This window comes from Alteromonas sp. KUL42, assembly GCF_006538325.1.
Taxonomy (GTDB): domain Bacteria; phylum Pseudomonadota; class Gammaproteobacteria; order Enterobacterales; family Alteromonadaceae; genus Alteromonas.
Genome location: NZ_BJKK01000002.1, coordinates 250,800 through 276,849, shown reverse-complemented (window position 1 = coordinate 276,849; position 26,050 = coordinate 250,800). Strand labels below are relative to the sequence as shown.

Genomic DNA, 26,050 nt, shown 5'->3' with positions numbered 1-26,050 from the left:
TACTTTATGCTGTTTTAATGGCGTTGTTACCACTAGTATGATTCAAACCGTACTTTTTATAAAGCTTTGCTGCAGCAGAAACTAAAGATTTTGCTTCTGCAACCTTAATGTCTTCTGGTACTTGTTGACCATCGGTGACATAGCTAACCGGTAATTGATATTCAACTGCTGCACTTAGCACTTCTCCCAAAGAGTAGCACTCATCTAACTTTGTGAAAATACAGCCACTTAGTTCAATACCATCATAAGCTTCAATTATTCTCTGTAAAGCAGGATATTGTGTATTGGCCTGCGCTACCAAATATTTTTTCACATTTGGCATTTGGCCGTTATCAAACTGCTTAACTTGTTTAATTAATCGACTATCTCGCTGACTAAAACCCGCAGTATCAATCAATATTAATCTCTTGTGGCGTAGCTGGAATAACAGATCAGCTAACTCTTCGCTAGTTTGCGCCTTCCTCACTGTACAACCAATGATTTTTCCGTATGTCGCAAGTTGCTCATAGGCAGCAATTCGATACGTATCTATTGTTATCATTGCTACAGAATCTGCACCATATTTTTGTGCATAGCGCGCTGCTAGCTTCGCAACTGTGGTTGTTTTACCCGTTCCTGTAGGTCCGACTAACGCAACTGCACCTTGCGCGGTAAGTATATCATTTCCGGTTACATTTATTCGATTAGCCAATAGGTTAAGAAGATAAACCCACGCATCCCTTTCATTGTAATGAGCAGGCGTGTAACTAATCAACTGATTCGCCAACGCGTGACTCAACCCCATGTCCGTCAATCTTGTGACAAGATATTGATGTACCGGTTTGTGACGCTTATTTTTTGCTTCCATTAAGTCGGCAACTTGATATTGCAGCACGTCACGTAGCGATGCAAGTTCAGCTTTAATCTGCGCTAGCTCTGAAGATGAATGACTCGCTGATTCACTGAGGCTTGATGCTTGATGGGCGGAAAATGCATCTGGCTCATCAAAAGATTGACTGCCACTCGTTTCTGAAGCCACTTCATCCATAAACTCATCAGAGAAGTTTAAGTGAGAAGCAATGTCATGGGCTCGTTTAACGTTAGCGGGTGAGGGTTGTGCTGCACTATAAGCGTTATTCGCTTTTGTGCCACCATGCTGCTTTTCAAGCAATGCTTTTAAACTATCAGGGCCATCATCACCGATGATTTCACTTAAGCTTGGCACTGGCTTTTGACCTGGAGCTTTCGGTGAAGGTTTGGCCACAGCGAGTTTGGCTTCGGGCTCTTTGTCGTAGGCAGCAACGAGCTCAATACCATCAGCAACCTTGCGATTTGACATAATGACGGCATCGCTACCTAGCTCTGCTTTAACTTGGCTTAAAGCCTCACGCATGTCTTTGCCAAAGAAACGTCTAATTTTCATTGCAACCTTCTCCACTCACCCAGCGTCAGTTTATTGACCGACCGAGCTGACTATTTTTATTTGCTTGTCGTCAGGTACTTCCTGATAAGAAAGAACATGTAACCCAACAACTGAATACTTTAAGAAGCGAGACAATACTGGTCTTAGCATGCCAGAGGTTAGGAGCACCGCAGGTTCTCCTTCTAACTCTTGCTGCTGACTGGCTTGCTGTAACGATTTTTGCAATCTATCAGCTAAGCCTGGCTCTATGCCAGCACCGTCTTCACCACCCGCCTGAAGGGACTGATGCAACATCTGTTCCAACTCAGGCGCCAAGGTTATGACAGGGATTTCTTTGGCGCCTTGAGTGATTTCTTGAACAATTAGACGTTTAAGTGCAATACGTACCGCAGATACAAGCACATCTGGGTCTTGGCTTCGCGTACCGTACTCGCTCAACGTCTGTACAATAGTACGCATATCGCGGATAGGCACACCTTCAAAAAGAAGTGTTTGAAGCACTTTCACAACGGTGCTTAACGGCAGAATATCAGGTACTAAGCCTTCAACCAGTTTTGGATGCTGTTTGGCTAACATATCCAATAATTGCTGTGCTTCTTCGTGCCCTAATAATTGATAGGCGTTATTAGTAAGAAGTTGGCTTAAATGCGTTGCAACAACCGTTGCTGCATCCACTACGGTATAACCAAGCGTTTGCGCATGTTCTCGCTTATTGGGTTTGATCCAAACTGCATCCAGCCCAAACGCAGGATCTTTTGTCACACGACCTTCCAGTTTGCCAAATACTTGACCAGGGTTAATAGCCAGTTCTTCGTCGTGGCTAATAATAGAGTCGCCAATAGTTACACCTAACATGGCGATGGTGTACGTATTAGGCTCCAAATCAAGATTGTCGCGAATATGCACTGGCGGAATAAGAAAGCCCAATTCTTGCGATAGCTTCTTCCGCACACCTTTAATTCGTGTCAACAATTCCCCGCCTTGTGATTTATCAACTAGCGGTATAAGTCTATAGCCAACCTCAAGTCCGATAGTATCGACTTGCTGTACGTCATCCCACCCTAACTCTTTTACTTCAGGCGCAACAGATTCATCTTTCATGACTTTATCTGGCATTTGAGGCTCAGCCGCTTTTTTCTTCTCTTGAAGAGTTTGCCAATAGGCCACACCGGCGATCAAAAATGAGAATCCCAAAAAAGCGATGTGAGGCATACCTGGAATAATACCCATTACAAATAGTACACCCGAAGAGATATACAACGCTTGGTTGTTACCCAATTGACCACGAATTTCCTTACCCATTTCTTGAGTTTCATTCTCACGGGTTACGATAATAGCGGTGGCTACAGAAAGTAGAAGCGAGGGAATTTGAGCAACTAGGCCATCACCAATAGTCAGTATGGTATAAATCTCAATGGCGTCACCAAATGATAAATCGTGTTGAATCATGCCAATGAAAAGACCACCGACGATGTTAATAAGCATGATGAAAAGGCCCGCGACAGCGTCGCCTTTAACGAACTTTGACGCACCATCCATCGAGCCGTAGAAATCTGCTTCTGCGGTAATTTCTTCACGACGTTGACGCGCTTGATCTTGGTCGATATAGCCGGCATTTAAGTCTGCATCAATGGCCATTTGCTTACCAGGCATTGCATCTAAAGTAAAGCGAGCACTTACTTCCGATATGCGACCTGCACCCGCGGTCACTACTTTAAAGTTGATGATAAGTAGGATAGCAAATACCACGATACCAACAGCGTAGTTACCACCGATGACCACCGCGCCAAATGCTTCAATAACCTTACCGGCGGCGTCACCGCCTTCATGCCCGTATAGTAATACAACACGCGTGGAGGCTACATTTAAGGCCAGTCGTAGTACAGTTGCAATTAATAGAACGAGAGGGAAAATACCGAAATCAACAGGTTTTTGCGTGAGTACTGCCACAAGAATAATAACCAGCGACAAGGCGATGTTAAAACTGAATAACACATCCAAAAGGAAGGGCGGCATGGGTAAAATAACCATCCCCATAATGGCCAAAAGCACAATGGGAGCACCCAAACCACTAGTAAAACTTTGCAGCTGATTTTTGTCGAAACGCTGAAGATAACCGGATAACTGCATCGATTGATGTCTCTCTATCAGAAAATTGACGCTTTACACTCTCTGATAGGCTTGTATCAACTAACGTGCCATCTTGTCCGACTTAACCTCGAACACATGTAGTCTTTCTAACGTCTGTACTCTGGTGGTATTGGAAGATCCCGTTTTAACGGCTTAGGTCGCTTACCTTTCCCTGCTTTGTGGGCCTTAAGTTGATATACATGAGCAAGCACTTGGGCCACCGCCATAAACAGCGCATTTGGTACTTCTTCGTCAACTTCCGTTGAGTAATAAATTGCTCGAGCTAACATTGGGGACGGAATTAGCGGCACATCGTTAGCGGTAGCAATCTTACGAATATGCATAGCCAACTCGTCGGCACCTTTGGCTACTAATACCGGAGCACGGGTGCCATTTTCATCGTACTTAATCGCCACAGAGAAGTGAGTGGGGTTTGTGACAACGACGTCCGCCTTGGGCACTTCCTGCATCATTCGTCTTGTTGCAGCTTGATACTGAAGACGTCGAATTCGGCCTTTAACCATAGGATCACCTTCGGCATTCTTGCGCTCGTCTTTAACCTCCTGCTTGGTCATTTTCATTTCTTTGTTGTGTTTGTACATCTGATACGGCACATCTATTAGTGCTATTGGGATCATGCCACATACTAAAATCAAAAACGCCCACTGAAGCATGTCTAACGCGTGAAAAATATTGCCCGGATAAAGCTCCATATCTAAGTGCAAGGCTTCGTCTTCAAAATAAAGCAATGCCACTATAGCCAAACCAATAATCAAAACTACTTTAGCGATGGATTTAAGTAACTCAACCAAGCCATTCATCCCGAACATGCGTTTAAAGCCCTGAAGTGGGCTTATCTTTGATGCTTTAGGCTTGGCGCCTTCCCACGTAAAATTATAGCCACCAAGAGCGATCGACCCGTAAATACCCGCTATCATAGCTATAACCATATAGAATAAAACAGGAAGGCTTACTGCAGAAAAAGCTTCTCCCCACGCCGCCGCCATATGGGTTAAGTCATAGGTTTCATCACGAGACAAAATAAACATGCGTTGGGTAAGTTTAAATACAGCTTCTGCTATCCAACTACCAATGAACAAAAACATAAAAGCACTAACGATGAGTACCAGCGTGGTAGATAATTCACGGGATCGCGCAACCTGCCCTTTCTTCCGGGCATCCTCGATTTTTTTCCCCGTGGGGTCTTCTGTTTTTTCGCTTGAATCTGCCATATTCTAGCTGCCTACTATTAAGGACATACCCGTAACAGCTCACACATAAACTGTTCTGCCCGTAACCATTGTGTTTCAAAGTGCGCAGTGAAATTATCCAGCGTTATCCAAATGATAAACAACCCCATGACTTGCGCTATCGAAAAGCCGATACTGAAAATATTTAATTGGGGAGCCGCTTTAGTCATAACACCAAACGCCAAATTCACAATCAGTAATGAAACAATAGGGGCTAACGAAAGTGTTAACGCCGAAACAAACATCCACCCGCCCCAATGCGCGATGTCGCGAAACTGATCGCCTGTCCACCATGCCTCGCCTATGGGAAACGCGTCAAAACTCAATACAATCATATAAATCATAGATAGATGACCATCGAGCGTCCAAAATAGCAACGTCGCCAATATAAGATAAAACTGACCAACAGCGGGGACGTTTATGCCATTAACAGGGTCGACGATAGACGCGAACCCCAGACCTGTTTGCATGGCAATAACTTGTCCGGCCAACACGAAGGTATTAAGTACCATCATTGATATAAAACCGATGGCAACACCAATGACCAATTGGCGAACCACTTCCATGAAAGTGCCCACATCTACCAAATTATCAATGGGGGAAGGCGGGATAATTGGCATAATAATTAGGGTCAACAATATAGCTAATAATGCGCGAACTTGAGGAGGTATCGACTTGGCACTAAAGCCAATCATCGCCACAAACATGCCGCTAATACGCATGAAAGGAAGCAGTAAATCTGCTAGAAATTGATTGACCGTCGACAGTTCAACTTCCATGAAACACCATTACCCCACGACTTGTGGGATCAAATCGACCATGCGGAAGGTGAAATCCATCAACTGCTGTACCAACCAATTTCCGCCCCAACTAAGGGCAAGTAAAGTAACAAGCAGACGAGGTAGAAAACTCATCGTTTGCTCGTTGATACTGGTAGCGGCTTGAAATACAGCAACCACCAACCCCACAATAAGACTGGGGACAATTACTGCCGATACCAGCACGATAACCATGTACATGGCTTCGCGCAAAATTTCTACGAAGACTTCTGGTGACATAAGCCCCCCTACACACCCATACCAAAACTTGTGGCAAGCGTGCCAAAAATAAGATTCCAACCATCAACAAGTACAAACAGCATTAACTTAAATGGCAGAGAGACAATCATGGGTGATAGCATCATCATACCCATGGCCATCAAGATAGAAGCAACAACCAAATCAATGATGAGAAAGGGAATAAACAACATAAACCCTATCTGAAAGGCGGTTTTTAATTCACTGGTTACAAATGCAGGAATAAGAATGTTGAGCGGTACTTGATCGGTATCATCGTATTTACCTTCATCACCAGCAATGCGAACAAAGGTCTCTAAGTCTTTCACTCGTGTTTGCGATAACATAAATGCGCGCATTGGCCCTTTCGCCTGCTCAAGGGCTTCTTTACTGGTTAACTCTTCATTTAAATAAGGCTGTAGTGCCCTTGCATTTACTTCTTCAAACACTGGCGCCATGATAAACATAGAAAGAAACAAACTAACACCGATAAGAATTTGGTTAGAAGGCGATTGCTGAAGACCAATAGCTTGGCGCAAAATAGACAATACAATAATAATACGCGTAAACGACGTCATCATCATGATAAAAGCGGGAATAAGGCTGAGCGCAGTCATAATAAACAGCGCTTGCAAGGTCATGCTGTAATCTTGAGTACCGTCGCTATTAGTCACAACCGTTACCGCAGATATGCCTTGCTGAGCATGGGCTGGCGCCCCCCACAGTAACAGAAATACAATTAATACAGTGAATGCCGCAAACTTATGCATCTGTTGATTTGTCCTTGTAATTATCTTTTTCACGTGAGGGATTTAGCTTGCCCGCCATGGCGCTTACGAGAGTTTGCTTAAAATCTCGATGACCGCCTAATTCACTTTGCTCATTTTTCGTTGTAGATGAATCTAACGGCTTTTCCAGCTTACTTAAATGCGTGATGGTTTGACTGGTTACGCCAATAAGATGCTGTTCATCACCCACTTGGATCACCATTATTTTTTCTTTTGTCCCTGCAACCATACTAGAAATCACTTTCATCTGATGACTACCCATTGAGGTGACATTAAATCGTCGCATTACGTAAGCGAGCGCAAATATGACCCCCACCACAAGAAGAAGCGAGAGAAAAATTGACAGTACGGAAGTGGGATTCGTAATTGACTGAGTGGATTGCGCCCCTGAAACAGGGCTGAAGAACAGGGGCAGCATTGCGCAGCCCCTTAATATATAAGAAGTTTTATCTGAGTTTCTTAATTCTCTCAATTTGACTGATAACATCCGTTAATCGAATACCGAATTTGTCGTTAACTACTACTACTTCACCATGAGCAATCAACGTGCCATTAACTAATACATCTAATGGCTCACCCGCTACACGATCGAGTTCAACCACAGACCCCTGATTCAACTGTAGCAGATTTCGAATACTAATTTGACTGCGACCTACTTCCATAGAAATAGTAACTGGAATGTCCAAAATAGTATCCAGTTTTTTCTTCTCTTCCTGAGTAATTGGTGCGTCATCAGTCAACTCATCAAGTTCAGCTACCTGAACATCATCATTCGAGCCGTCTTGTTCTGCTTCAGACTCGGCTTGCTCGGCCATTGCCGCAGCCCAATCGTCCATACCATCTTCACTCATGGGAACTCCCCTTTACCTTACAGGTCTTCTTCGAGTACTTGCAGTTCAGCGTCATTATCAATAATACGCCCACCGCGGGTTAATAATTGTAACTCAGACTTCACAGAAGTCGGTCTTGCGATTTTCTCAACGATCTTAAGTGCTAAATTGTCTCTTGAACGCCCCAACTTTGCTCTAAACGTTGGCAAATCCTCGATTAGCACCGTAATTGTTTCAGGCATTTCAACCGGAATAATATCGCCCGGTTTGAATTCCATAACGTCTCGAAGAGGCACATTTACATCTAACATGTGGGTGGTTAATGCCACCTTCACATCCATTATTTCGTCGCGTAATGCTTTGCTCCATCGAAGATCGGTATCTTCTTTATCACTTTGAACACCAGCGTCTAATAATTCTCGGATTGGTTCTAACATCGAGTAAGGCAATGACACGTGAAAATCACCACCACCGCCATCGAGTTCAATATGGAAAGAGCTGATAACGACGACTTCAGTAGGGCTTACAATATTGGCCATCGCGGGGTTTACTTCTGAGTCGAGGTACTCAAAAGACACGTCCATAACTGGTGCCCACGCTTCTTTGTAATCCTCAAAAATAATCTTCAAAAGCATCTGAATAATTCGACGCTCGGTAGGTGTGAACTCTCGCCCTTCGATTTTGGCATGATAGCGTCCATCGCCACCAAAAAAGTTATCTACCAAAATGAAGACAAGCCGCGCTTCCATGGTGATAAGCCCAGTACCTTTAAGAGGACGGAACCTCACCATATTTAAGCTAGTTGGAACAAACAGGGTATGTATATATTCGCCGAACTTTATCATCTGAATACCATTAATTGATACTTCAGCTGAACGGCGCATCATATTAAACAAGCTGACTCGCATATGGCGAGCAAAGCGTTCGTTAACAATTTCGAGAGTAGGCATGCGCCCACGTACTATTCTATCCTGTGAAGAGAAGTCGTATTCGAGCGTAGATGCGTCGGAGTCAGAACCACCAACCTCATCTTCCTCTACATCGTCAACCCCGTGCAAGAGGGCATCGATTTCGTCTTGGGATAATAAATCACTCACAGTCTTTACCTATTTAAAAACTCGTATGCAGTAGTTACTGCATCACAAAGCCCGTGAAAAGTACGCGTTCAACCACATCTCGACCTTCAATCTCTTTAAGCGCTTTTTGAACTTCTGTTACCGCTTGTTCCCTGAGTTCAATTTTGCCCGCCTCAGTAATTAAATCGTCTGCGTTAGACATACTAAAGGCTTGCAGCAATGTTCCTTCAATAAGTGGAATATGGGTTTTAGCCAATTCTTCGTTATCGGAGCCTCGCACTAAAAGCTGAACCTTAATTTGTACCAGCCTATCGCGACCTGAACCTGGTACATTAAAAACAAAGGGGCGAGGCATAGCTACGTACAATGCTGTTCCCATTTCAGCTTTACCACCCGCGCCGCCTGTAGCAGGGGCACTCGCGACTGCTGCGTCGGCTTCGGCAAGTTGTTCAGCAGCAGGTTCATCACTGCCAGAGAATAAGAAAAAGTAAGCAGCACCACCGCCACCAACCAACACCAAGGCAATAATGATAATAAGCATCAATTTGCCTTTTTTCTTACCGCCTTCTTCAACTTGTAATTCTTCTTCAGCCATGGGCAACTCATCAATTAAAAACTGTGTAGTCGTATTATCAGGCTTCGCTCAAAAATGGCAATGCCCATATCTGCGAATATAGTCGCATATTTGCGCTAAACTAACCTTTCGTGGCTTTTTATTTCACTAAACCACTCAATAGATAAACGTCCAGTTAAACTTACTGTCTACTTTTTGTGCGAAGCATTCTATGCGTAGTAGTCAATACCACCGACAGTTTGGCGACTTACTGCCTGCTCTACAATACGCCCGTCTTCCATACCATCGTGATCACCCGAGCGTCCTCCGCGGCCAGACTGCCCATTTTCACCGGCAAGCTGCCCTCCATTTTCACTACCAGAAGAATTGTCTTTTCTCACCTGAGCATCACCAAGTTCAATCCCTTGCTCCGCTAACATATCACGCAGCTTGGGCATAGCATCCGCTAATGCATCTTTTGCCTGTTGTGATTGAACGATAAAACTTACGCTCGCAGCTTCGCCAGACACATTAACACGTACTTGCATGCTACCCATTTCAGGTGGATCTAAACGTATTTCCGCCATTGTGTTACGCGCGTTTACCATCCAGCGAATTTTTTCATTGAGCTGCTGCTGGCCTTCCGGCTTATGAATGTTTACTGCCTTATCGAATCCTTCGAACTGCTGCTGACTTTTTGACGCTTCTGCTTTTAATTGATTACTTTCGTTAATCATGGTGTCGGCTTGAGTAAGTTGACCTTGTAGCACCTGATTCACTGTGTTTTGTGTATTATTAACTAACTGCAAGAATTGACTTGCTTGGCTTTCTACGCGCGCGTTCATACTTGAAGCAACTTCTGCTGATACCATTGCCTCTTTCGTTGCGTCAGCCACAATAGCGGAAAGGTCAATGCCTGGCTCTCGCCCTTGCTGCACTTGCTGTTGGAATTCGTTTATACCAGCAATAATGTTACTCTTAACCACTTGCTGTTGCGGCCCAGTGGGCATTGCAGCAACCATTCTATCAGCGAACGCTTCTGTTGCTTTAGCGGCCGTCTCAGCTGGCATTTCGGCGATAGCAGCTAAAAGGTTCTGGCCTTCATCTAGGATATTTGTATTGACTGCACCTACATTACTGTTATCACTAGTTTTAGAAGTATCATTTGAACTAACCGATGTAGCGCTGGCCCCAGTGGCTGCTCCTTTACCATTCAGCGCACTCAATTTTGTTGCTAATTCACTTAAGTAGGACGTTGCTTCCTCAGCCGCTAATTGCACATTAGAAGGAAGTTCATCCCCCAATAACTTCAATACAAAGGCTTCTTCTGGTGTCAACTTAGAAAGAATTTCATCACTATCAATAATGCTCTTAATGGCTTTTATATCAACTGTCGATTCACCACTGCTGTTCGTCTCAGTAGCATTTGGCATACCAGTCAGTGCCTGAGAATTCGCAGCGTCGGTTGCTTCAGTTGTGCTCCCCGATGTGTTGGTAAGCGCATCATTTAATGCTTCCGATGATTCAGGTTCTTTACCTTCTGCACCGGTAAGCTTCTGTAAAAGTGCCTTGAGAGAATTAAGTGCACTGGCTAGTTCGTCATTTGAATTCAACGCGCTTGCTTCAGTATTACTGGCTAATGAATCAGAACTTTGCTGTAGCGCCGCCACCATCTCTTCTAACACTGAGACAACCGCGTCAATATCCTTTTCTTCTATCGAATTTATAATGTCTTCAAACGATGTTGTCACTGCATCTAGCTCATTGTTTTCATCAGTTTGAACTGTATATTCTGGCTGTAGTGGTTTTATGGATTCGAGTTGATGCTCAGCGTTTTCTGAGACATTGATAGCATCTACTCCTGTATTACCTTTGCTATCATCGCTACCTCTGTTCATGATGGACTCTACAAAACTAAGCCAATCAACAGCTTCTTCAGACGTACCGTCTACGGCTTCATCGCCGTTTCCACCAACCGATGGCATTTGCGTATCGTGTTCGGCGTTGTTTTTGAGCGCTTCGTAAATGGCATCTTCTTGCGACAAAACATCACCGTTAGTGCCAAGGCCAACTGACTGATTATCATCCAAAGTCCCATCATTGACACTAGGCTCACTATGTTCTTCGGGTTCCGTTTCTCCAATTCTACCTGCCTCTGAATCTTTCTTTCCGCCTTCACCGATAACATATTCAGCTTCATTGGCTATCTCTTGCGTGACCACACCGTCGACATTAACGAGTGAACTATCTCGCTGTGTAGAGTCGTCTGTGATTGAAATCACATTCTCTTCAGATTTAGTATCAACAGGGTCAGCCACAATAGGATTGTCAACAATTATGTCGCCTTCACCTGGTTTTCCAGCTATTGGCTCACCTTCTACGGCACTATCTTCAACGGGTAGACCATTGACCAGATCTCTGTCTGTAGAGTCCTCTTGTTGCGCTTCACCGCCTACAGGGTTTCCATGTAAGTCTATGGCTTGAACGGCAGTATCTTCCGCGCCTTCACCGCTTACTCCAGTTCCCCCACTTAACGCGATATCATCACTTTTGTCATTTGTGGGTAGATCGGTATGGCCTGCATTCTTATCTTTACCTTGTTTAGGCGCACTTTGTGCATGATTTGCTGTGTTACCTTGCGATGCATCTTGGCCTCTGTGATTAACATCATGCTGATTATTCGTTGACGACTTTTTGACTTCACGTTCGACATTTTCATTTCGGTCAACTCGATTACTAGTGCCATCCGTTTGACGCTCAGAATTGTATTTATCAGAGTCTTGCTTATTTGACTGTTTCTGAGAAGAAGCAGTTCTCTCTCTTTGTGTCGATGCATTATTATTTGAAGACCTTGCTTCTTGATAGAGACTCTTAAATGCATCGCTGTTTTGATTTTTACTTTGTGAATCAATGCCTGTTTCGACAGCTTTAGCCGTGTTAGTCGCCGCAAAAGGCAATGCGGCAAGGTCTGTTTTATGTGCGGCAACTTGTTGCATTATATTCTACCGTCCTACAATAAAGTCATTGTCTTGTATAAAGAGAGGTTGCTGTATTCGTGCAACTAAACGTTGCTTCAACTATCTCTTTATACGTATTACGTAGCAATTTTTAGGCAATTGTGATGCCACTAGATAGCTACGTACTAGCTAAACACTTGTTAAAACTAAGCTTTAATTTTTCATCACATCCAAACACAAAAATCAAAATCAACGCTCATGCTAATCGATAACCTCTGAACATAACCTTCAATACTATATACACATCTAGGTTGAGGTTGCTTATTATGTCAGCATGAACAAATCGTTTTTGTGTCACTTTTTGTTTTATCGTTCTTGTCTTTCTTGTTATGCAAGCAAAGGGCGAGCCAAGTTAGCGAGGTTCTGGATTTGTTTAGAAGTAAGTGGTAGAGAAAGAGAGATTAAAATGATGTGCGCTTTGCGCGGAAGAATCGTTGATTAGCGAACTCATCCATCATTGCTTGTTCAGCTTTAGCTTCTTTCTTCAGCGCGGCGAGTTGTTTTTTATCAAGTAATAACGTAATTGCTTTTACTTTTTGCTGTTGTTTAAGCCACAGCTGCTTTCGTTGGTCTGCTGCCATTTTCGCTCGCGTGATAATTTGCATCTGTTGTTCACATGCTTTGTCAAGTTTACCCACGAAAGACAGATGCTGCTGATAATAGGTGGCGGTTACACCGCTTTGACCAGTTTGCTGAATACCTTTGATATAGTCGATACGGTATTGCTCTAAACTCGTCAACTTTTGTTTTTGCTGTACCACATTTTGCTGTGCTTGTTGATAATAGCGCGCTTCACGTTCTTCTTTCTCACGTTCGAACTCAGCTAAACGTTCTAGTTGTTTGGACATAATTTACCACTACCTTATCGTAATAAAGCCAAAATAGAATGATACCGACTAGCCTTGCCCGAGCCCTTTTGCCAAAGCAGTCATTCCCTCTAAACACTCGTCATAGGAAAGAACTTGCTTCATGCCTTGCTGCAAAAACGCATTAATTGCAGGCTCAGCTCTAATAGCCAAATCGATACGCGGATCAGAGCCCTTCGCATACGCACCAATTGATATGAGATCTTGGTTTTGCTTATAGCTGGAATAAACTTGTCTGATACGGCGAGCCATAAGTTGGTGTTCTTCACTGACCACCATTGGCATAACTCGACTTATCGAGGCTTCGATGTCAATAGCAGGATAATGCCCACTGTCTGCGAGCGCGCGCGACAGTACTACGTGACCGTCTAAAATAGCCCGTGCCGCATCAGCAATGGGATCTTGCAAATCATCACCTTCGGTAAGCACGGTATAAAACGCTGTAATAGAGCCTTGTCGCTCACTACCATTTCCAGCGCGCTCAACCAACGCGGGCAGTCTGGCAAAAACGGACGGCGGATACCCCTTTGTGGCAGGAGGTTCTCCAACTGCTAGGGCAATTTCACGTTGTGCCATAGCATAACGCGTCAATGAATCGATAAGCAGCAGTACATTCATTCCTTTATCACGAAAATACTCTGCAATAGTGACGGCGGTTTCACACCCTTTTAAACGCATTAATGGTGAAGTATCAGCAGGTGCTGCCACCACAACAGCGCGCTTTCGCTCTTCATCGGTAAGTATTTCGTGAATAAACTCCTTTACTTCTCGCCCCCGCTCGCCTACCAAACCAACAACAACGACATCTGCTTCACACCCTCGCGTCATCATACCAAGCAATACACTTTTACCTACACCACTGCCGGCAAAGAGCCCCATTCGCTGCCCAACACCAACGGTATTAAGCGCATTGATTGCACGTACACCCACGTCCATAGCTTGGTTGATTGGACGGCGTATTAAGGGGTTCATGGGTGGTCGTGTTGTAGGCGCTCTCGCCTCAGCGTCAATTTCACCCAGTCCGTCAAGAGGTTGTCCATTCCCATCAACTACGCGACCAAGTAACCCCATCCCTACAGGTAATCCGCTTTGTCGATTAAGCGGCATAACACGGCTTCCAGGAACAATACCTCGCACCGCTTCCGTAGGCATCAAATAGGTGATGTCGTCGCCAAACCCCACAACTTCAGCTTCAATCTCACCTTCTATCGTTTGTACTAAACACTGACTTCCCACGGGAAGCTGGCAGCCCACAGCTTCTAAGGTTAAGCCAATACCTCTGACTAATTTACCTGCAGCCACCACGGGAGGAGAGGTCACCTGTTTGGTAAGCGCTTCAAAATCTTGGTGCCAAGGACTAGTCATTCGACAACCCTTGATTAAGCAAGAATTTTTCAATAACGTCGCGGCAACGTCGTTCTATTGATACATCCACTGCATTTTGCGTTGTGGTGATATCGCAGCCACCTCTTTCCATAGCCGGGGCTTCCACGAAGTTCCACCCTTTTTTCGCAATGTCTTCTTCGCTAAATTGAGATTGTACTAATGCAATATCTTCTGGGTGCATATGAATTTGATATTCCGCCTGATTGATGGGCAATGCTTTTATCCCCTCACTTAGCGCGGTCAAAATAACCTGAGTATTGGTACTAACCTCTGTTTTGATCACAGCTTTTGCCAAGGTAACAGCAAGTTTTACCAGTTGGTCACGTGTTTCATCGTTTACCTGTGACAGTGGGTCGTGCAGCTTTTCAGCAAGAATCTGCCATACTTCCAGTTGGGTTGAAATGTGTTGTTTACCCTCTTCAAGACCTTGTGCTAAGCCTTCAGCATGTCCACGTTCAACGCCTTCTGTGTAACCTTTATCAAGCCCTTCGCTTTTGCCTTCATCAAAGCCTGTGGATTTACCTTCTTGAAAGCCTTCCTCATAAGCTGCTTGGCGTATCGCTTCTATCTCTTCTGCCGTGGGAGGAAGGATTTCAATCTCTTCTTCAGGTGGCTCATACTTCCAATCAGAGCGACGATTTAAGGCATTGGTTGTATCACTAACTCTTGATTCATTGGTGTCGTCAACAAAGGGTAAATCCCATTTTTTGGCTTCACTTACTTCTTCATCACTGAAACTTTTCTTGGCTGACATGTATTTACCCAACTATTACCAACTTTCAATTTAAAGTGATATTGCGCTTCAGAAACAAAGTGCTTTTCACTAATCCCGTGGGCGCGTTACAAGAACTCTTCACCACCACCGCCACCAAGCATGATCTCACCAGAGTCAGACAAACGACGTGCCACTGACAAGATTTCTTTCTGTGCTGTTTCTACTTCACTAATTCGCACTGGCCCCAATGCTTCTAGATCATCTGCAAGCATTTCAGCTGCCCGTTTGGACATATTGCGCATAATCTTGTCTTTAAGTTCTTCGTCAGCACCTTTAATCGCTTTAAGGAGGGCATCTTGCTGTACTTCACGCAATATAGCTTGAATACCTTTATCATCAACATCCACAAGGTTGTCAAACACGAACATAAGATCTTGAATTTGTTGACTCATCTCTTCGTCTTGCTCACGAATAGCATCCATCAACTGACCTTCTATCGCAGTATCCAAGTAGTTCATGATATTCGCAGCAGATTTCAAGCCGCCCATTTTCGCTGCTTGTGTTCCTGCTTGGCCCGCGAATTGTTTCTCCATAATTTCGTTTAGCTCTTGTAATGCAGCAGGCTGAACTTCTTCAAGGTTAGCAATACGCATCAGCAAGTCTAATCGCACTTTCTCTGGGAACTGCGCCAAAATTTCAGCACTTTGTTCTGGCTCCAAGTAAGATAGAACAATGGTTTGAATTTGCGGGTGCTCGTTTCGAATAATGCTGGCAACTTGTTTCGAGTCCATCCACTTGAGTGAATCAAGCCCTTTAGCTCCACTGCCCATCAAGATTTGGTCTATTAGATTTGCGGCTTTATCCTCACCTAACGCAGCCGTTAATGCACGCTTCACAAAGTCCTGACTTTGGAAACCAATGGTACTGTAATTTTGAATTTCTTCGATAAAATGCTTATGTACCGCCGTAATCTTGGTTTGGGTCATGTCATCCACTTTCGCCATTTCCGTCCCCAATTTTTGGACTTGTTTTGGCTCTAAGTGTTTCAAGATTTGGGCAGCATCTTCTTCCGACAAGCTAAGAAGCAAAATGGCTGCTTTTTCAACGCCTTCTAATTTACTGACGTCGTATGACGGTTCTTCAACCTTGGCGAGTTCTTCAGGCATAATTTATTCTCGTTACTCGTCTTGCATCAGCCAGCCCTTAACCACCTGGGCTGACAATTCTGGTTCATTGGCAACAAGGGCACGAACCGCTTTTAATACATCTTCATCTTTATGAAGGTCTGGTAGCATTAGTGAACCGTCTGGCGCAAAGCCCACCTGTCCTTCGTCAAACTCTGACGTTAGCATACTAATAGTATCGTCGCCCAAATCTAAACCTTCATCAGCGTCGAATTCTTCAGTGTCGTTTGTTTCATCTGGGTGAATCAAGCGACGTAGCATTGGGCGAATTACAAAGAGTATAAGGATGATTATAACCAATCCGCCAACAACAAGCTTAAGAATTGGTAAGAAACCGGGCTGTTCCCATAATGGAAGTTCCTCAATAACGCCAGTATCCATTCGAGTAAAAGGAACGCTTACGACTTCAAGAGAGTCTCCACGAGTCACGTCAAACCCAATTCCACCTTGCAGCAATCGGCGAATATTTAATATCTCTTCTTGTTTGCGTGGTGTGGGTGTCATTGCACCGTCTTCACCAACCACTTGGGTATAATCAACAGCCACGGAAACACTTAATCTACGAATAACACCGGTTTGTTTCTTGGTATGGCTAATGGTTGTATCTAGCTCATAGTTGCGCGTAGACTCTTTGGCAGTGCGGCCAGGAAGCGTTTGCTGACTACCACCGTTCGCCTCTTCAGGAATGTTAGAATCTAACGGTGGCTGATTAGTAAGTGCACCGGGAATTCCTCCCATACCACCACCGACACTATTTTCTTCCATTATCATTTCACTGCGTACTGCTGGCAAATCAGGGTTGTAACTACGTTGTGTTTGCTCCATGGCCGTAAAATCCATGGTCACGTCTGCCTGCGCAGTGTAATTACCTATACCAAGTACAGGGATCAAAATCGCGTCAATTTTTTCAAGGTATTCTTGTTCTCGCTGACGCTCTATTTCATATTCTTTGCGCGCGCGTGCACTCATTGAATCTTGTGAGCCAGAGTTTAGTAAGCGACCATTGCTGTCGGTTACGGTGACCTTTGATGGCTCCATGTTTTGTACAGCTGACGCCACAATATCAACAACAGCGTCAACTTCTTCACCAGCAATTACTGCACCGCGTTTTGCCGTTAACACGACTGTTGCAGACGCTTTCTTTTCTCGCCTAGCAAAGACGTTCTCTTTAGGCATCGCTAGTAAAACACGCGCTTTCTGAATACTGGTAATGTCTTCAATAGTGGCAGCTATTTGCTTCTCGCGAGCATGCTTAAGACGTTCCATTTCGACACGCTGACTAACACCAAAGCCCATATCCTGCATTATAATATCCGTACCCGCTTCAGAGGCTTTAGTTAGCCCTTGGCGCGTCATACCCAAGCGGATATTTTGAAACTCGTCACTTCTCACATAGACAATATTGCCTTCGAGTTTGTATTCAATTTGATTGGCATCCATGTAATCAAGCGTTTCGATTAACTCTTGGGTTTCCATTTTTGCAAGTGGACGATAGTCAGGCTCTTGTGACCAAATTAGAATAAAGATAGCAATAGCGACACAAATAACTAATACAACAACGAGCGCCATTTGACGCATCATATCTGCACTGCCTAGCGTGTCCATAAAGCCAGACTTATTCTCTGGCTCGTGATCTTGAACCTGATTCTGATCAGGAATAGTCAAATTTGTACCTGTTGCGTCAGCCATAACCTACTCCACTTATACCGGCATATTCATTATTGTTTTGTAGGCTTCAAGCACTTTGTTTCGTACTTGAACCGTGGCTTCAAAAGCAATACCTGCTTTTTCTTTAGTCAACATAACTTCAGCAAGGCTTAAGTTAGGATCACCCATTTCAAAACGTTGCTGTGCAACCTTGGAGTCTATTTGACGGTTGTTCACACCATCTACTGCATGCTTAAGCATGGTCGCAAAATCACTCGCAGAGGAATTAACCTCTTTAAGTTGTTGAAGCTGCTGGGGCTCATTGACCTGAAGACGAGTTTGTCCAATCATGTTTTGCATTTCTTGATACAAACTATTGGCTTTAACGTCCATAACCTCTCCTAACGGTTTCATGTCGCACGCTGTTTAACAGGCGATAATCTTTATATAAGCCTAACAAAGCAAAGCCCTTGCCAACTTTAATAACTCATATATTTCATAATGTTAGAAAGAAAAAAGACGGAGAAGCCAAAAATATGACGTGTTATTTATAGATAGGAACAAAAAACCGTCGCTTGTAGTACGCACAAGCGACGGTGGTATAATTTATTTTATAAAGCAGACTTTTTAAGCGGGGACTTCAATACCATCTTCTCTCATACGGGCTAACTTGTATCGAAGTGTACGTGGGCTTATGCCTAGCTTTTCTGCAACATCTTTGCGCTTCCCATTGCACGAGACAAGGGTGTCTAAAATAATTTGGTGTTCCTGATAGCGAAGTTCAGATCCCAGCTTATTATCATCAGCGTGCTCAGGTGCCACATCCACAGTTGTAGAAATATCTTCATCAATCATGAGATCAGACGCATCAATTTCATTATCTTCACACAAGATAAGAGCGCGTTGCACAACATTTTCAAGCTCACGTACGTTACCCGGCCAGCTGTATTGCGCCAGTTTATTGCGAGCTGCTGCACTTAATCTTATTGCTCCTAAACCTTGAACACTCGCATGACGTTGAATGAGGTGCTCAGCGAGGGGCACGATGTCACCAGGGCGCTGCCCCAACGGCTTCCATTCTATCGGGAACACATTAAGACGATAGTACAAGTCTTCTCTGAATTCACCTGCATCAACAGCTTTACGTAAGTCTCGGTTACTAGTGGCAATAACGCGTACATTTAGTTTAACTGTTTTACGTCCACCTAATCGCTCAACTTCACGCTCTTGCAACACACGTAAAAGTTTTGCCTGCAGTGCCATATCCATTTCAGTTATTTCATCAAGTAACAGCGTACCATCCTGGGCCTGTTCAAACTTGCCGGGGCAAGCCTGAATAGCGCCTGTAAATGCACCTTTCTCGTAACCAAACAACGTCGCTTCTAACATATTTTCTGGAATAGCAGCGCAGTTAATCGCAATAAATGGTGCGTCGCTACGACCTGACTGATCGTGGATATAACGAGAGAGTACTTCTTTACCCGAGCCACTTGGCCCCAACACCATAACTGTCGCGTCTGACTTAGCAACTTTACGAGATAAGTCTAGCAGTTTCAGGCTTGAGGGGTCGGCTACGATAGGCGTTCTCGACTCTATTTTTTTCGCTGGTGCATAGCGACCAACCAAATTAAGCAGTACTTCTGGTGCAAATGGTTTCGATAAGTAGTCTGTCGCGCCATCGCGCATCGCTTGTACGGCATCATTGATAGTGGCGTACGCAGTCATTAAAAGTACTGGCATATTTGGGTGCTTAGCCTTTATATTTTTCAATAAAGTCAATCCGCTCATTTCACCCATTTGAATATCGCTAACCACTAAGTCTACTTGTCGCGAAGAAAGTGTCATCAGTGCAGATTCTGCCGAATCGGCTTCCACTACATCATAACCACCAAGTAATAAGGTATCGAACAATGCCTCACGTAAGCCTGCATCATCTTCAACAATTAATATCGTAGCTGTCGACATGTTAAACCCCTAATTATTACGCAACGTGTGTTAATGAATGGCTTGACGCGCCGAGTGAACGGCAAGGAAGCGCCACACTGAAGCACGCTCCGCCAAGCTCGCCATCAGTTACACTTAACGTTCCGTTGTGTGCTGATACAACTGATTTGACAACGGCCAAGCCCAATCCCGTCCCGTGGGTTTTTGTGGTAAAAAACGGCTCAAATATTTTGTGTTTAAGTTTTTCAGGTACGCCTTCTCCGCTATCTGTGATAGAGATAATAAGTTGCTCGTTAATTGATTTAACATTCACCTCAATGCGTTCACCCTTAGGCGTCACTTGACTGGCATTGTGAATAAGATTGAGTAGCGCACCCTGTAAAGCTGTGAGATTACCCGTGATAGCGACTGATTTATCGTTAAAGCCTTTGAACGTTAAATGTTGGTCAGCCTGCGATGCAATCGTGTTTGCACTGCCTTCTATGGCGCTAAGGATTTCATCGAGGGATAGTTGACTCACGACTTGCTCTTCGCCAGATTTTGCAAACAACAACATGTCATTCACTTGGCTTTCTAGTTCTTTCAAGCGACATGATAATTTATGCGCGAACTGCTCTTGTGCACCATCTGGCAAGCCTTTACGCGTTAAGTTCGAGGCATACAACATTGCAGCAGATAGCGGTGTTCTTATTTGATGGGCCAAAGACGCCACCATCTTGCCAAGTGATGACAAGCGCTGCATATGACTCACTCTAGCTTGAAGTCGGCGAGTTTCCGTCAAATCGGTGATAACAATTAATTGACCGGGTTCGTTTTCAAGGGGCGTAATAGACAGCTTTACTCGCCGTCCATCAACCAAAGAAACTTCATGTCCATCATCGGCACGTGGTTTGAAAGATCGGGTGATAATACTACGCCATACTTCTTCTTCAAGGGGTTCGCCAAGCAATTCTTTAGCCTGTTCATTGGCTTGCCGAACAATTCCTTTGCCATCAATAACAATGACACCAGCCGGCATTACCTGAAGTAAATGTTCCAAACGACTCGCTTGCAGGCGCAAAGCGTCGATATCGTCTGAATTTGAGGTTCCATCACCAGAGTGTGAGAACGAGTTGCCATAGCCGCCTATTGCAAAACTCGATTCTGAGTAATCAACTGAATTGTGAGTGCCTTCAAAAGCCATATTGCCCTCGTCAAATTACAGACGCAAATAAATATGACTTAATTAAAGCGAAAGACGTGCCAACTTTATTTTTAAATAAAATTCATATACTTAAAAGCATAAAAGGCAGAAAAACACACAACGTCAATAAGCTGACGTTAAGCATCTTCCATTCGTTGGATATCGTATTTGCGCATTTTTTCAACTAGGGTAGTTCTGCGCATTCCCAATTTGTCAGCCGCGCGTGCTACGACCCAATCTTGATTATCCAAAGCCTGACGAATTAAGTTCACCTCAAGCTCAGAAAGGTACTCTTTCAGATTAACGCCGTCTTCAGGAAGTTCTGAAGAAACTAAAACCCTCTGGGTGTCTGATTCAGCAGCATCGTCTTCATCTTCAGGCTCATGTGCAGCCGCTTCGGCGAAAAGCGCATTAAAGGCCTCTCGCTCTAGGATCTCTTCTGGATAGTCCGGTTCATATGCTTGAACGTCACCATATTGATACTTTTCAGGTAAATCTGTTATGTCGACGATTTGACCCGGGTAAAGTATGGTTAAGCGTTCAACAAGGTTAGATAGCTCACGTACATTACCCGCCCATTCATGCTCCATAAGTGAAGCTATAGCATTCTCAGTAAAACGTACACCTTCTACACCATCACCTTGAATACGGCTATTAAGCTCTTGCAGTAACAATGGAATGTCGTCTTTGCGCTGACGTAACGCAGGGCTATCAATAGGAAACACATTCAATCGGTAATACAAGTCCTCGCGAAACTTGTCTTCACTTATCATAGTTTCTAAGTTTCGGTGAGTAGCTGCGATAATGCGAACGTTACATTTCAACGGTTTATTGCCGCCAACACGCTCATAAGTGCGCTCTTGCAATACCCGTAGAAGCTTAACTTGCATTTGCATTGGCATATCGCCAATTTCATCGAGAAATAATGTACCGCCTTCGGCTAATTCGAAGCGCCCCTTGCGCGAGCTAATTGCGCCGGTAAATGCGCCTTTTTCGTGACCGAAAAGTTCACTTTCCAACAACTCACCAGGAATAGCACCACAATTAACCGGTATAAAAGGGCCATCTTTGCGTTCAGATAAAAAGTGAACGTTTCTGGCAACCACTTCTTTACCCGTACCCGACTCACCAAGTATTAATACTGTGGCATCGGTAGGAGCAACCTGTTCGACAAGACGACGCACAATTTGAATTTGTTCGCTTTTCCCTATTAAACTTCTGAAAAGACGTGTTTTTGTGCCAGTAGCTCTAGATAAGCCAGGCTTACGACGAGAGTATTCCTGACAACGATGAATCGCTTGGGTTAACACAGGATAGGTCAGTGGAGTTGCAACAACACTCACTAAATTGCGGTTGGCAGAGGCTTGATTTAGGTCTTTAACCAACGCAACGAAAGGTATGTGTGGAAACTTCTCCACCAAACGTTTGACCGCATCTAAAGATGTGAGCTCAACAATAACAGCATCAGCACCGCAGTCTTGTATGTACTGTTCACATTCAGCAAAGCCTCGCGACTGACACGATTCTCCCATGAAGGTAACAATAGTTTCTAAGTTTTGAATAAGTTCCTGGTTGTCACTAACCAGCAAAATGCTCTTCATCAATTCCCCGAGAACGCTTTGTTATTATTTACAGTTTAGCGCATTTATAAATTGTAACGGCAAAAGAAAGTAGCGCAACTGCTGTTTCGGAAATTTACCAATAAAAAAAGCAGGTTGCCCTGCTTCTTTAGACTAATTAGGTTTTAAAACTGATTAATTCAGCAATGCGAGAACTTGACCTTCTTGCTGGTTAGCCTGAGCTTGAACACTAACCGCAGCCTGACTACGAACATCATTTGACGCCCTTTCTGAAGCCGCCTGTGCATAATCTAAATCTTGAATACGGCTTCTTGCTTCAGCAGTATTAATACTTGATTGAGTAAGTGTGCGAGCCGCACTTTCAAAGCGATTTTGTGTTGCGCCTAAATCGCCGCGAGCGCCACCTACCACTTCGATAGCTTCATCTGCCGCACTCAAAGCTTCGTCAACGCTAGTGCCAGATGTGATATCGATGGACAACACACCACTTAGTTTCGATGCGATGTCTTGAGTGCCAACACTAATCGACTGCCCACTATTTGCGCCTGCTTGAAAAGATAATTCGCCATCGCTCGACAATAGAGGTTTACCTGCAAAATTAGTTTGCTCAATAGTTTGAGTAATATTTTCTTGAAGCTGCGTGATCTCTGACTGAATTGCCCGACGATCGCCACTGCTTAAGATACCACTACCAGATTGCAGAGTGAGTTCACGGATACGGTTTACATCGTCATTTATGCTTCCAAGGCCACCTTCGGCGACTTGCGCCAATGAAATACCATCGTAAACATTATTAATCGCCTGACGACTACCTTCCACTTCTGACGTTAACCGGTCGATAATCTGCTGAGCGGCAGCACCATCGGTCGCATTGTTGACTTTTTTCCCCGATGCCAGCTTCTCAAACAGATTGTTCTGTTTTTCTTGAACTTGGCTTATCAAAGAAGAGACGCCGTTGTTATTTACTTGCATCGTTTTACCCTAAACACATTTTTTACCGCTAGAGTATAGCACAAAAGCTGTACAACATATAACCAAATGTAGCCAGATCTAGCCTGCAATAGGTATATTAATTAATACAAAGTGATATTTTGCCGATAGCAATTAAGTAAGCGATGTCACTTGCGTGCTTACACTAGAAGGAGTGAAAGGCCACTTTTTCTATTCTTAATGATAATAATTGTCGATTCGCGCTACAATTACCTAACCGAATTGCCTGAACGAAAAATCCTACTCAATATTAATAGGTTATAAGTATAAAATGATAAAAGTAGACGATTACAAATCATGGGCTAATACACTTCAAAAAGACGATAAGCGGATCTGTTTCGTCGCCGGTAACTTTAATATTATTCACCCTGGCCATATTCGCTTTTTATTGTTTGCCAAAGAACAAGCTGATGTGTTGGTTGTCGGCCTTTACGACAAAGACATCTCGATAGGCGCGTTTTTCTCAAATCAAGAGCGCGCATCTGCTTTATCGGCGCTCTCATTTGTCGATGAAGTTATTATTATCAATGATAAAGTTGAAACTTTTATTGGCGAACTAAAACCCGATGTTGTGGTTAAAGGAAAGGAGTTCGAAAAGGCCGAAAATCCTGAGCATGTGGTTATAGAACAATATGGCGGCAAATTGGTATTTTCATCTGGAGAGAAGCAATTCTCATCTAAGCAATTATTACAACGACAAAATAACAATAGCCGACAACTAAAAGAGCAATTGCAACGATATCATGAACGCTACAACATAGGCGCCGACACACTAAAAACGCATTTAACATGTTTTAAAAACGTAAAAATTGCCGTTATCGGCGATATTATTGTCGATGAGTATCAAGAATGTTTGGCAATTGGCATGTCACAAGAAGATCCAACCATTGCTGTTAGCCCACTTGAATCTTTTCAATATCTTGGCGGCGCAGGTATCGTCGCGGGCCACGCAAGTAAGCTTGGTGCTAGTGTCGATTTCTATGGTGTTGTGGGCCTCGACGAAGCGGGCACATTCGCGAAAGAGAAGTTGCGCGATTACGGTGTCGATGCGTGCATCATTGAGGATGCTTCGCGCCCCACTACACATAAACTTAGATATCGAGCTAAAGACAAAACGCTATTGCGCGTTAATAGTTTCAGAAAACATGCACTTGAGTCGCATATCATTAGAGAACTTATTGAAAGCTTGAAGAAAAAAATCAGTAACTATGATGTGTTGCTATTTGCCGATTTTAGTTTTGGTGTATTGTGCCCTCAACTTATAGAACGAGTTCAATCTTTGTGCGAAGAGCATCAGGTTCCTATTGTTGCCGATAGTCAAACCTCTTCACAGGTAGGCGATCTCACTAAATTTAGTAACCTCTGGTTAACCACACCGACCGAAATCGAGGCGAGACTTGCCGCCCAAGATGATGACAGTGGCTTAATTCAGGTCTCTCTCGATTTAGCCAATATACTTAATGCCAATAACCTGATTGTTACTTTAGGTGCTGAAGGTATTCTTATTAGACATCGTAGTGACAGGTCTGCACCTTTAGATACAGACAACTTGCCTGCACTGGCAGAATCCGCAATCGATACCGCTGGTGCTGGCGATGCACTGTTTGTTACCACTACTTTGATGCTTTGCGCGGGGGCGAGTATTTGGCAAGCAGCATTCGTGGGCAGTGTAGCATCTTCTATTCAAGTTAATACAAGAGGCAATATTCCGCTTGAAAAAGACAAAGTTTTGGCAAAGTTAAGTGAGCTAACGTCGTGAAGGCAGTATTACTTGCAGCAGGCTTAGGCACCCGGCTTCAACCTATTACTAATACAATACCCAAATGTCTGGTACCTATTAATGGCGTTGCTTTGCTTGATATATGGCTTGATTTGTTGACCCAACAGCCACAAATAACCGAAATCTACATCAACCTACATTACTTTGCCGACAAGGTCGAAGCACATTTGCGCTCACACTGGTCACATATCTCTTATATCACCACGTGGTACGAGCCTACCCTCCTTGGCACTGCAGGTACGCTTGCTGCTCACACCGACGAGCTTAATAATGATGACGTTATGGTTATTCACGCCGATAACTTGTCAAAGTTTGACGCTGGAGAATTTATTCACGCATTCGAAGCTCGTCCAGCGACGTCGGTGATGACAATGATGCTGTTTGAAACAGACAGCCCTCAAAGTTGCGGCATTGTTGAACTAGATGACAAGCACCAAGTACTTACCATGCATGAAAAAGTAGCGAATCCACCCACTAACTTAGCTAATGCCGCAGTGTATGTTCTTCAAAATGGTTTGGTTGACGTTATACGAGAAAAAGGTATGTCAGACTTCAGTCTCGATGTCATTCCTTATTTTTTTGGACGCATTAATACGTGGACCAATCACATATATCACAGGGATATTGGTACACCAGAAAGTCTTGCGATTGCACAAGATAACGGCGTTTTTTAG

The 26,050-nt window shown here is 43.9% G+C and carries 23 protein-coding genes; 2 read left to right on the top strand and 21 right to left on the bottom strand.

The features are described from left to right. Positions 1-4: 4 nt before the first annotated feature. From flhF to EYR97_RS03950, 21 genes are all read right to left on the bottom strand, one after another. Positions 5-1,402 carry a flagellar biosynthesis protein FlhF gene (flhF, locus tag EYR97_RS04050; RefSeq protein ID WP_131092546.1) on the bottom strand — a complete coding sequence of 466 codons (1,398 nt, stop codon included), beginning with the start codon at positions 1,400-1,402 and terminating at the stop codon, positions 5-7. A gap of 30 nt (positions 1,403-1,432) precedes the next feature. Continuing rightward, a complete protein-coding gene (gene flhA / locus EYR97_RS04045; RefSeq protein ID WP_131092545.1) occupies positions 1,433-3,532 on the bottom strand; it encodes a flagellar biosynthesis protein FlhA in 2,100 nt (699 codons plus the stop codon). Between the two features lie 107 nt (positions 3,533-3,639). Continuing rightward, positions 3,640-4,764, bottom strand: a complete 1,125-nt coding sequence (gene flhB, locus EYR97_RS04040; RefSeq protein ID WP_131092544.1) for a flagellar biosynthesis protein FlhB — start codon at positions 4,762-4,764, stop codon at positions 3,640-3,642. A gap of 17 nt (positions 4,765-4,781) precedes the next feature. Then, positions 4,782-5,561 (bottom strand): flagellar biosynthetic protein FliR, encoded by a 780-nt coding sequence (gene fliR, locus EYR97_RS04035; RefSeq protein WP_131092543.1) that lies wholly within the window; start codon positions 5,559-5,561, stop codon positions 4,782-4,784. A 9-nt stretch (positions 5,562-5,570) separates the two neighbouring features. Beyond that, positions 5,571-5,840 carry a flagellar biosynthesis protein FliQ gene (gene fliQ, locus EYR97_RS04030; RefSeq protein ID WP_131092542.1) on the bottom strand — a complete coding sequence of 90 codons (270 nt, stop codon included), beginning with the start codon at positions 5,838-5,840 and terminating at the stop codon, positions 5,571-5,573. An 8-nt stretch (positions 5,841-5,848) separates the two neighbouring features. Beyond that, positions 5,849-6,607, bottom strand: coding sequence for a flagellar type III secretion system pore protein FliP (fliP, locus tag EYR97_RS04025; protein WP_131092541.1), 759 nt, complete (start codon positions 6,605-6,607; stop codon positions 5,849-5,851). Next, positions 6,600-7,043: a flagellar biosynthetic protein FliO gene (gene fliO, locus EYR97_RS04020; protein ID WP_131092540.1), complete on the bottom strand. Its 444-nt coding sequence runs from the start codon at positions 7,041-7,043 to the stop codon at positions 6,600-6,602. The genes fliP and fliO overlap by 8 nt, the downstream gene beginning before the upstream one ends. Positions 7,044-7,071: 28 nt before the next feature. After that, complete coding sequence (gene fliN / locus EYR97_RS04015) at positions 7,072-7,476, bottom strand: flagellar motor switch protein FliN (protein ID WP_131092539.1); 405 nt, start codon at positions 7,474-7,476, stop codon at positions 7,072-7,074. A 17-nt stretch (positions 7,477-7,493) separates the two neighbouring features. Continuing rightward, positions 7,494-8,552: a flagellar motor switch protein FliM gene (fliM, locus tag EYR97_RS04010; RefSeq protein ID WP_131092538.1), complete on the bottom strand. Its 1,059-nt coding sequence runs from the start codon at positions 8,550-8,552 to the stop codon at positions 7,494-7,496. 34 nt (positions 8,553-8,586) lie between these two features. Next, a complete protein-coding gene (gene fliL, locus EYR97_RS04005; RefSeq protein ID WP_131092537.1) occupies positions 8,587-9,126 on the bottom strand; it encodes a flagellar basal body-associated protein FliL in 540 nt (179 codons plus the stop codon). A 188-nt stretch (positions 9,127-9,314) separates the two neighbouring features. Beyond that, a complete protein-coding gene (locus EYR97_RS04000; protein ID WP_131092536.1) occupies positions 9,315-12,080 on the bottom strand; it encodes a flagellar hook-length control protein FliK in 2,766 nt (921 codons plus the stop codon). Between the two features lie 422 nt (positions 12,081-12,502). Further along, positions 12,503-12,949 (bottom strand): flagellar export protein FliJ, encoded by a 447-nt coding sequence (fliJ, locus tag EYR97_RS03995; protein WP_131092535.1) that lies wholly within the window; start codon positions 12,947-12,949, stop codon positions 12,503-12,505. 48 nt (positions 12,950-12,997) lie between these two features. Beyond that, positions 12,998-14,332, bottom strand: coding sequence for a flagellar protein export ATPase FliI (gene fliI, locus EYR97_RS03990; RefSeq protein WP_131092534.1), 1,335 nt, complete (start codon positions 14,330-14,332; stop codon positions 12,998-13,000). Continuing rightward, positions 14,325-15,107, bottom strand: coding sequence for a flagellar assembly protein FliH (gene fliH, locus EYR97_RS03985; protein ID WP_131092533.1), 783 nt, complete (start codon positions 15,105-15,107; stop codon positions 14,325-14,327). The genes fliI and fliH overlap by 8 nt, the downstream gene beginning before the upstream one ends. An 86-nt stretch (positions 15,108-15,193) precedes the next feature. Beyond that, the gene (gene fliG, locus EYR97_RS03980) at positions 15,194-16,234 is read right to left on the bottom strand and encodes a flagellar motor switch protein FliG (RefSeq protein WP_131092532.1); all 1,041 of its coding nucleotides are present in this window, start codon (positions 16,232-16,234) and stop codon (positions 15,194-15,196) included. A 12-nt stretch (positions 16,235-16,246) separates the two neighbouring features. Then, a complete protein-coding gene (gene fliF, locus EYR97_RS03975) occupies positions 16,247-17,941 on the bottom strand; it encodes a flagellar basal-body MS-ring/collar protein FliF (RefSeq protein ID WP_131092531.1) in 1,695 nt (564 codons plus the stop codon). Between the two features lie 12 nt (positions 17,942-17,953). Next, complete coding sequence (gene fliE / locus EYR97_RS03970; RefSeq protein ID WP_131092771.1) at positions 17,954-18,292, bottom strand: flagellar hook-basal body complex protein FliE; 339 nt, start codon at positions 18,290-18,292, stop codon at positions 17,954-17,956. A 234-nt stretch (positions 18,293-18,526) separates the two neighbouring features. Next, entirely contained in the window at positions 18,527-19,864 is a 1,338-nt protein-coding gene (locus EYR97_RS03965; protein ID WP_131092530.1) for a sigma-54 dependent transcriptional regulator, read from the bottom strand. A gap of 16 nt (positions 19,865-19,880) precedes the next feature. Then, on the bottom strand, positions 19,881-21,026 hold the full coding sequence (locus EYR97_RS03960) for a PAS domain-containing sensor histidine kinase (RefSeq protein ID WP_131092529.1): 1,146 nt from the start codon (positions 21,024-21,026) through the stop codon (positions 19,881-19,883). A gap of 137 nt (positions 21,027-21,163) precedes the next feature. Next, positions 21,164-22,627 carry a sigma-54 dependent transcriptional regulator gene (locus EYR97_RS03955; protein WP_131092528.1) on the bottom strand — a complete coding sequence of 488 codons (1,464 nt, stop codon included), beginning with the start codon at positions 22,625-22,627 and terminating at the stop codon, positions 21,164-21,166. Positions 22,628-22,780: 153 nt separating this feature from the next. Beyond that, positions 22,781-23,578 carry a flagellin gene (locus EYR97_RS03950; RefSeq protein ID WP_131092527.1) on the bottom strand — a complete coding sequence of 266 codons (798 nt, stop codon included), beginning with the start codon at positions 23,576-23,578 and terminating at the stop codon, positions 22,781-22,783. Positions 23,579-23,867: 289 nt separating this feature from the next. On the opposite strand from EYR97_RS03950, the gene EYR97_RS03945 reads away from it, so the two are divergent. Together EYR97_RS03945 and EYR97_RS03940 are read left to right on the top strand one after the other, a co-directional pair. After that, positions 23,868-25,355, top strand: coding sequence for a PfkB family carbohydrate kinase (locus tag EYR97_RS03945; protein ID WP_131092526.1), 1,488 nt, complete (start codon positions 23,868-23,870; stop codon positions 25,353-25,355). After that, entirely contained in the window at positions 25,352-26,050 is a 699-nt protein-coding gene (locus EYR97_RS03940; protein WP_131092525.1) for a nucleotidyltransferase family protein, read from the top strand. Before EYR97_RS03945 ends, EYR97_RS03940 begins: the two co-directional genes overlap by 4 nt.

Excerpts from the sequence above, each read along its gene's own strand:
- flhF (WP_131092546.1), bottom strand. The coding sequence starts at position 1,402 with ATGAAAATTAGACGTTTCTTTGGCAAAGACATGCGTGAGGCTTTAAGC.
- flhA (WP_131092545.1), bottom strand. The coding sequence starts at position 3,532 with ATGCAGTTATCCGGTTATCTTCAGCGTTTCGACAAAAATCAGCTGCAA.
- flhB (WP_131092544.1), bottom strand. The coding sequence starts at position 4,764 with ATGGCAGATTCAAGCGAAAAAACAGAAGACCCCACGGGGAAAAAAATC.
- fliR (WP_131092543.1), bottom strand. The coding sequence starts at position 5,561 with ATGGAAGTTGAACTGTCGACGGTCAATCAATTTCTAGCAGATTTACTG.
- fliQ (WP_131092542.1), bottom strand. The coding sequence starts at position 5,840 with ATGTCACCAGAAGTCTTCGTAGAAATTTTGCGCGAAGCCATGTACATG.
- fliP (WP_131092541.1), bottom strand. The coding sequence starts at position 6,607 with ATGCATAAGTTTGCGGCATTCACTGTATTAATTGTATTTCTGTTACTG.
- fliO (WP_131092540.1), bottom strand. The coding sequence starts at position 7,043 with ATGCTGCCCCTGTTCTTCAGCCCTGTTTCAGGGGCGCAATCCACTCAG.
- fliN (WP_131092539.1), bottom strand. The coding sequence starts at position 7,476 with ATGAGTGAAGATGGTATGGACGATTGGGCTGCGGCAATGGCCGAGCAA.
- fliL (WP_131092537.1), bottom strand. The coding sequence starts at position 9,126 with ATGGCTGAAGAAGAATTACAAGTTGAAGAAGGCGGTAAGAAAAAAGGC.
- EYR97_RS04000 (WP_131092536.1), bottom strand. The coding sequence starts at position 12,080 with ATGCAACAAGTTGCCGCACATAAAACAGACCTTGCCGCATTGCCTTTT.
- fliJ (WP_131092535.1), bottom strand. The coding sequence starts at position 12,949 with ATGTCCAAACAACTAGAACGTTTAGCTGAGTTCGAACGTGAGAAAGAA.
- fliI (WP_131092534.1), bottom strand. The coding sequence starts at position 14,332 with ATGACTAGTCCTTGGCACCAAGATTTTGAAGCGCTTACCAAACAGGTG.
- fliH (WP_131092533.1), bottom strand. The coding sequence starts at position 15,107 with ATGTCAGCCAAGAAAAGTTTCAGTGATGAAGAAGTAAGTGAAGCCAAA.
- fliG (WP_131092532.1), bottom strand. The coding sequence starts at position 16,234 with ATGCCTGAAGAACTCGCCAAGGTTGAAGAACCGTCATACGACGTCAGT.
- fliF (WP_131092531.1), bottom strand. The coding sequence starts at position 17,941 with ATGGCTGACGCAACAGGTACAAATTTGACTATTCCTGATCAGAATCAG.
- fliE (WP_131092771.1), bottom strand. The coding sequence starts at position 18,292 with ATGGACGTTAAAGCCAATAGTTTGTATCAAGAAATGCAAAACATGATT.
- EYR97_RS03965 (WP_131092530.1), bottom strand. The coding sequence starts at position 19,864 with ATGTCGACAGCTACGATATTAATTGTTGAAGATGATGCAGGCTTACGT.
- EYR97_RS03960 (WP_131092529.1), bottom strand. The coding sequence starts at position 21,026 with ATGGCTTTTGAAGGCACTCACAATTCAGTTGATTACTCAGAATCGAGT.
- EYR97_RS03955 (WP_131092528.1), bottom strand. The coding sequence starts at position 22,627 with ATGAAGAGCATTTTGCTGGTTAGTGACAACCAGGAACTTATTCAAAAC.
- EYR97_RS03950 (WP_131092527.1), bottom strand. The coding sequence starts at position 23,578 with ATGCAAGTAAATAACAACGGCGTCTCTTCTTTGATAAGCCAAGTTCAA.
- EYR97_RS03945 (WP_131092526.1), top strand. The coding sequence starts at position 23,868 with ATGATAAAAGTAGACGATTACAAATCATGGGCTAATACACTTCAAAAA.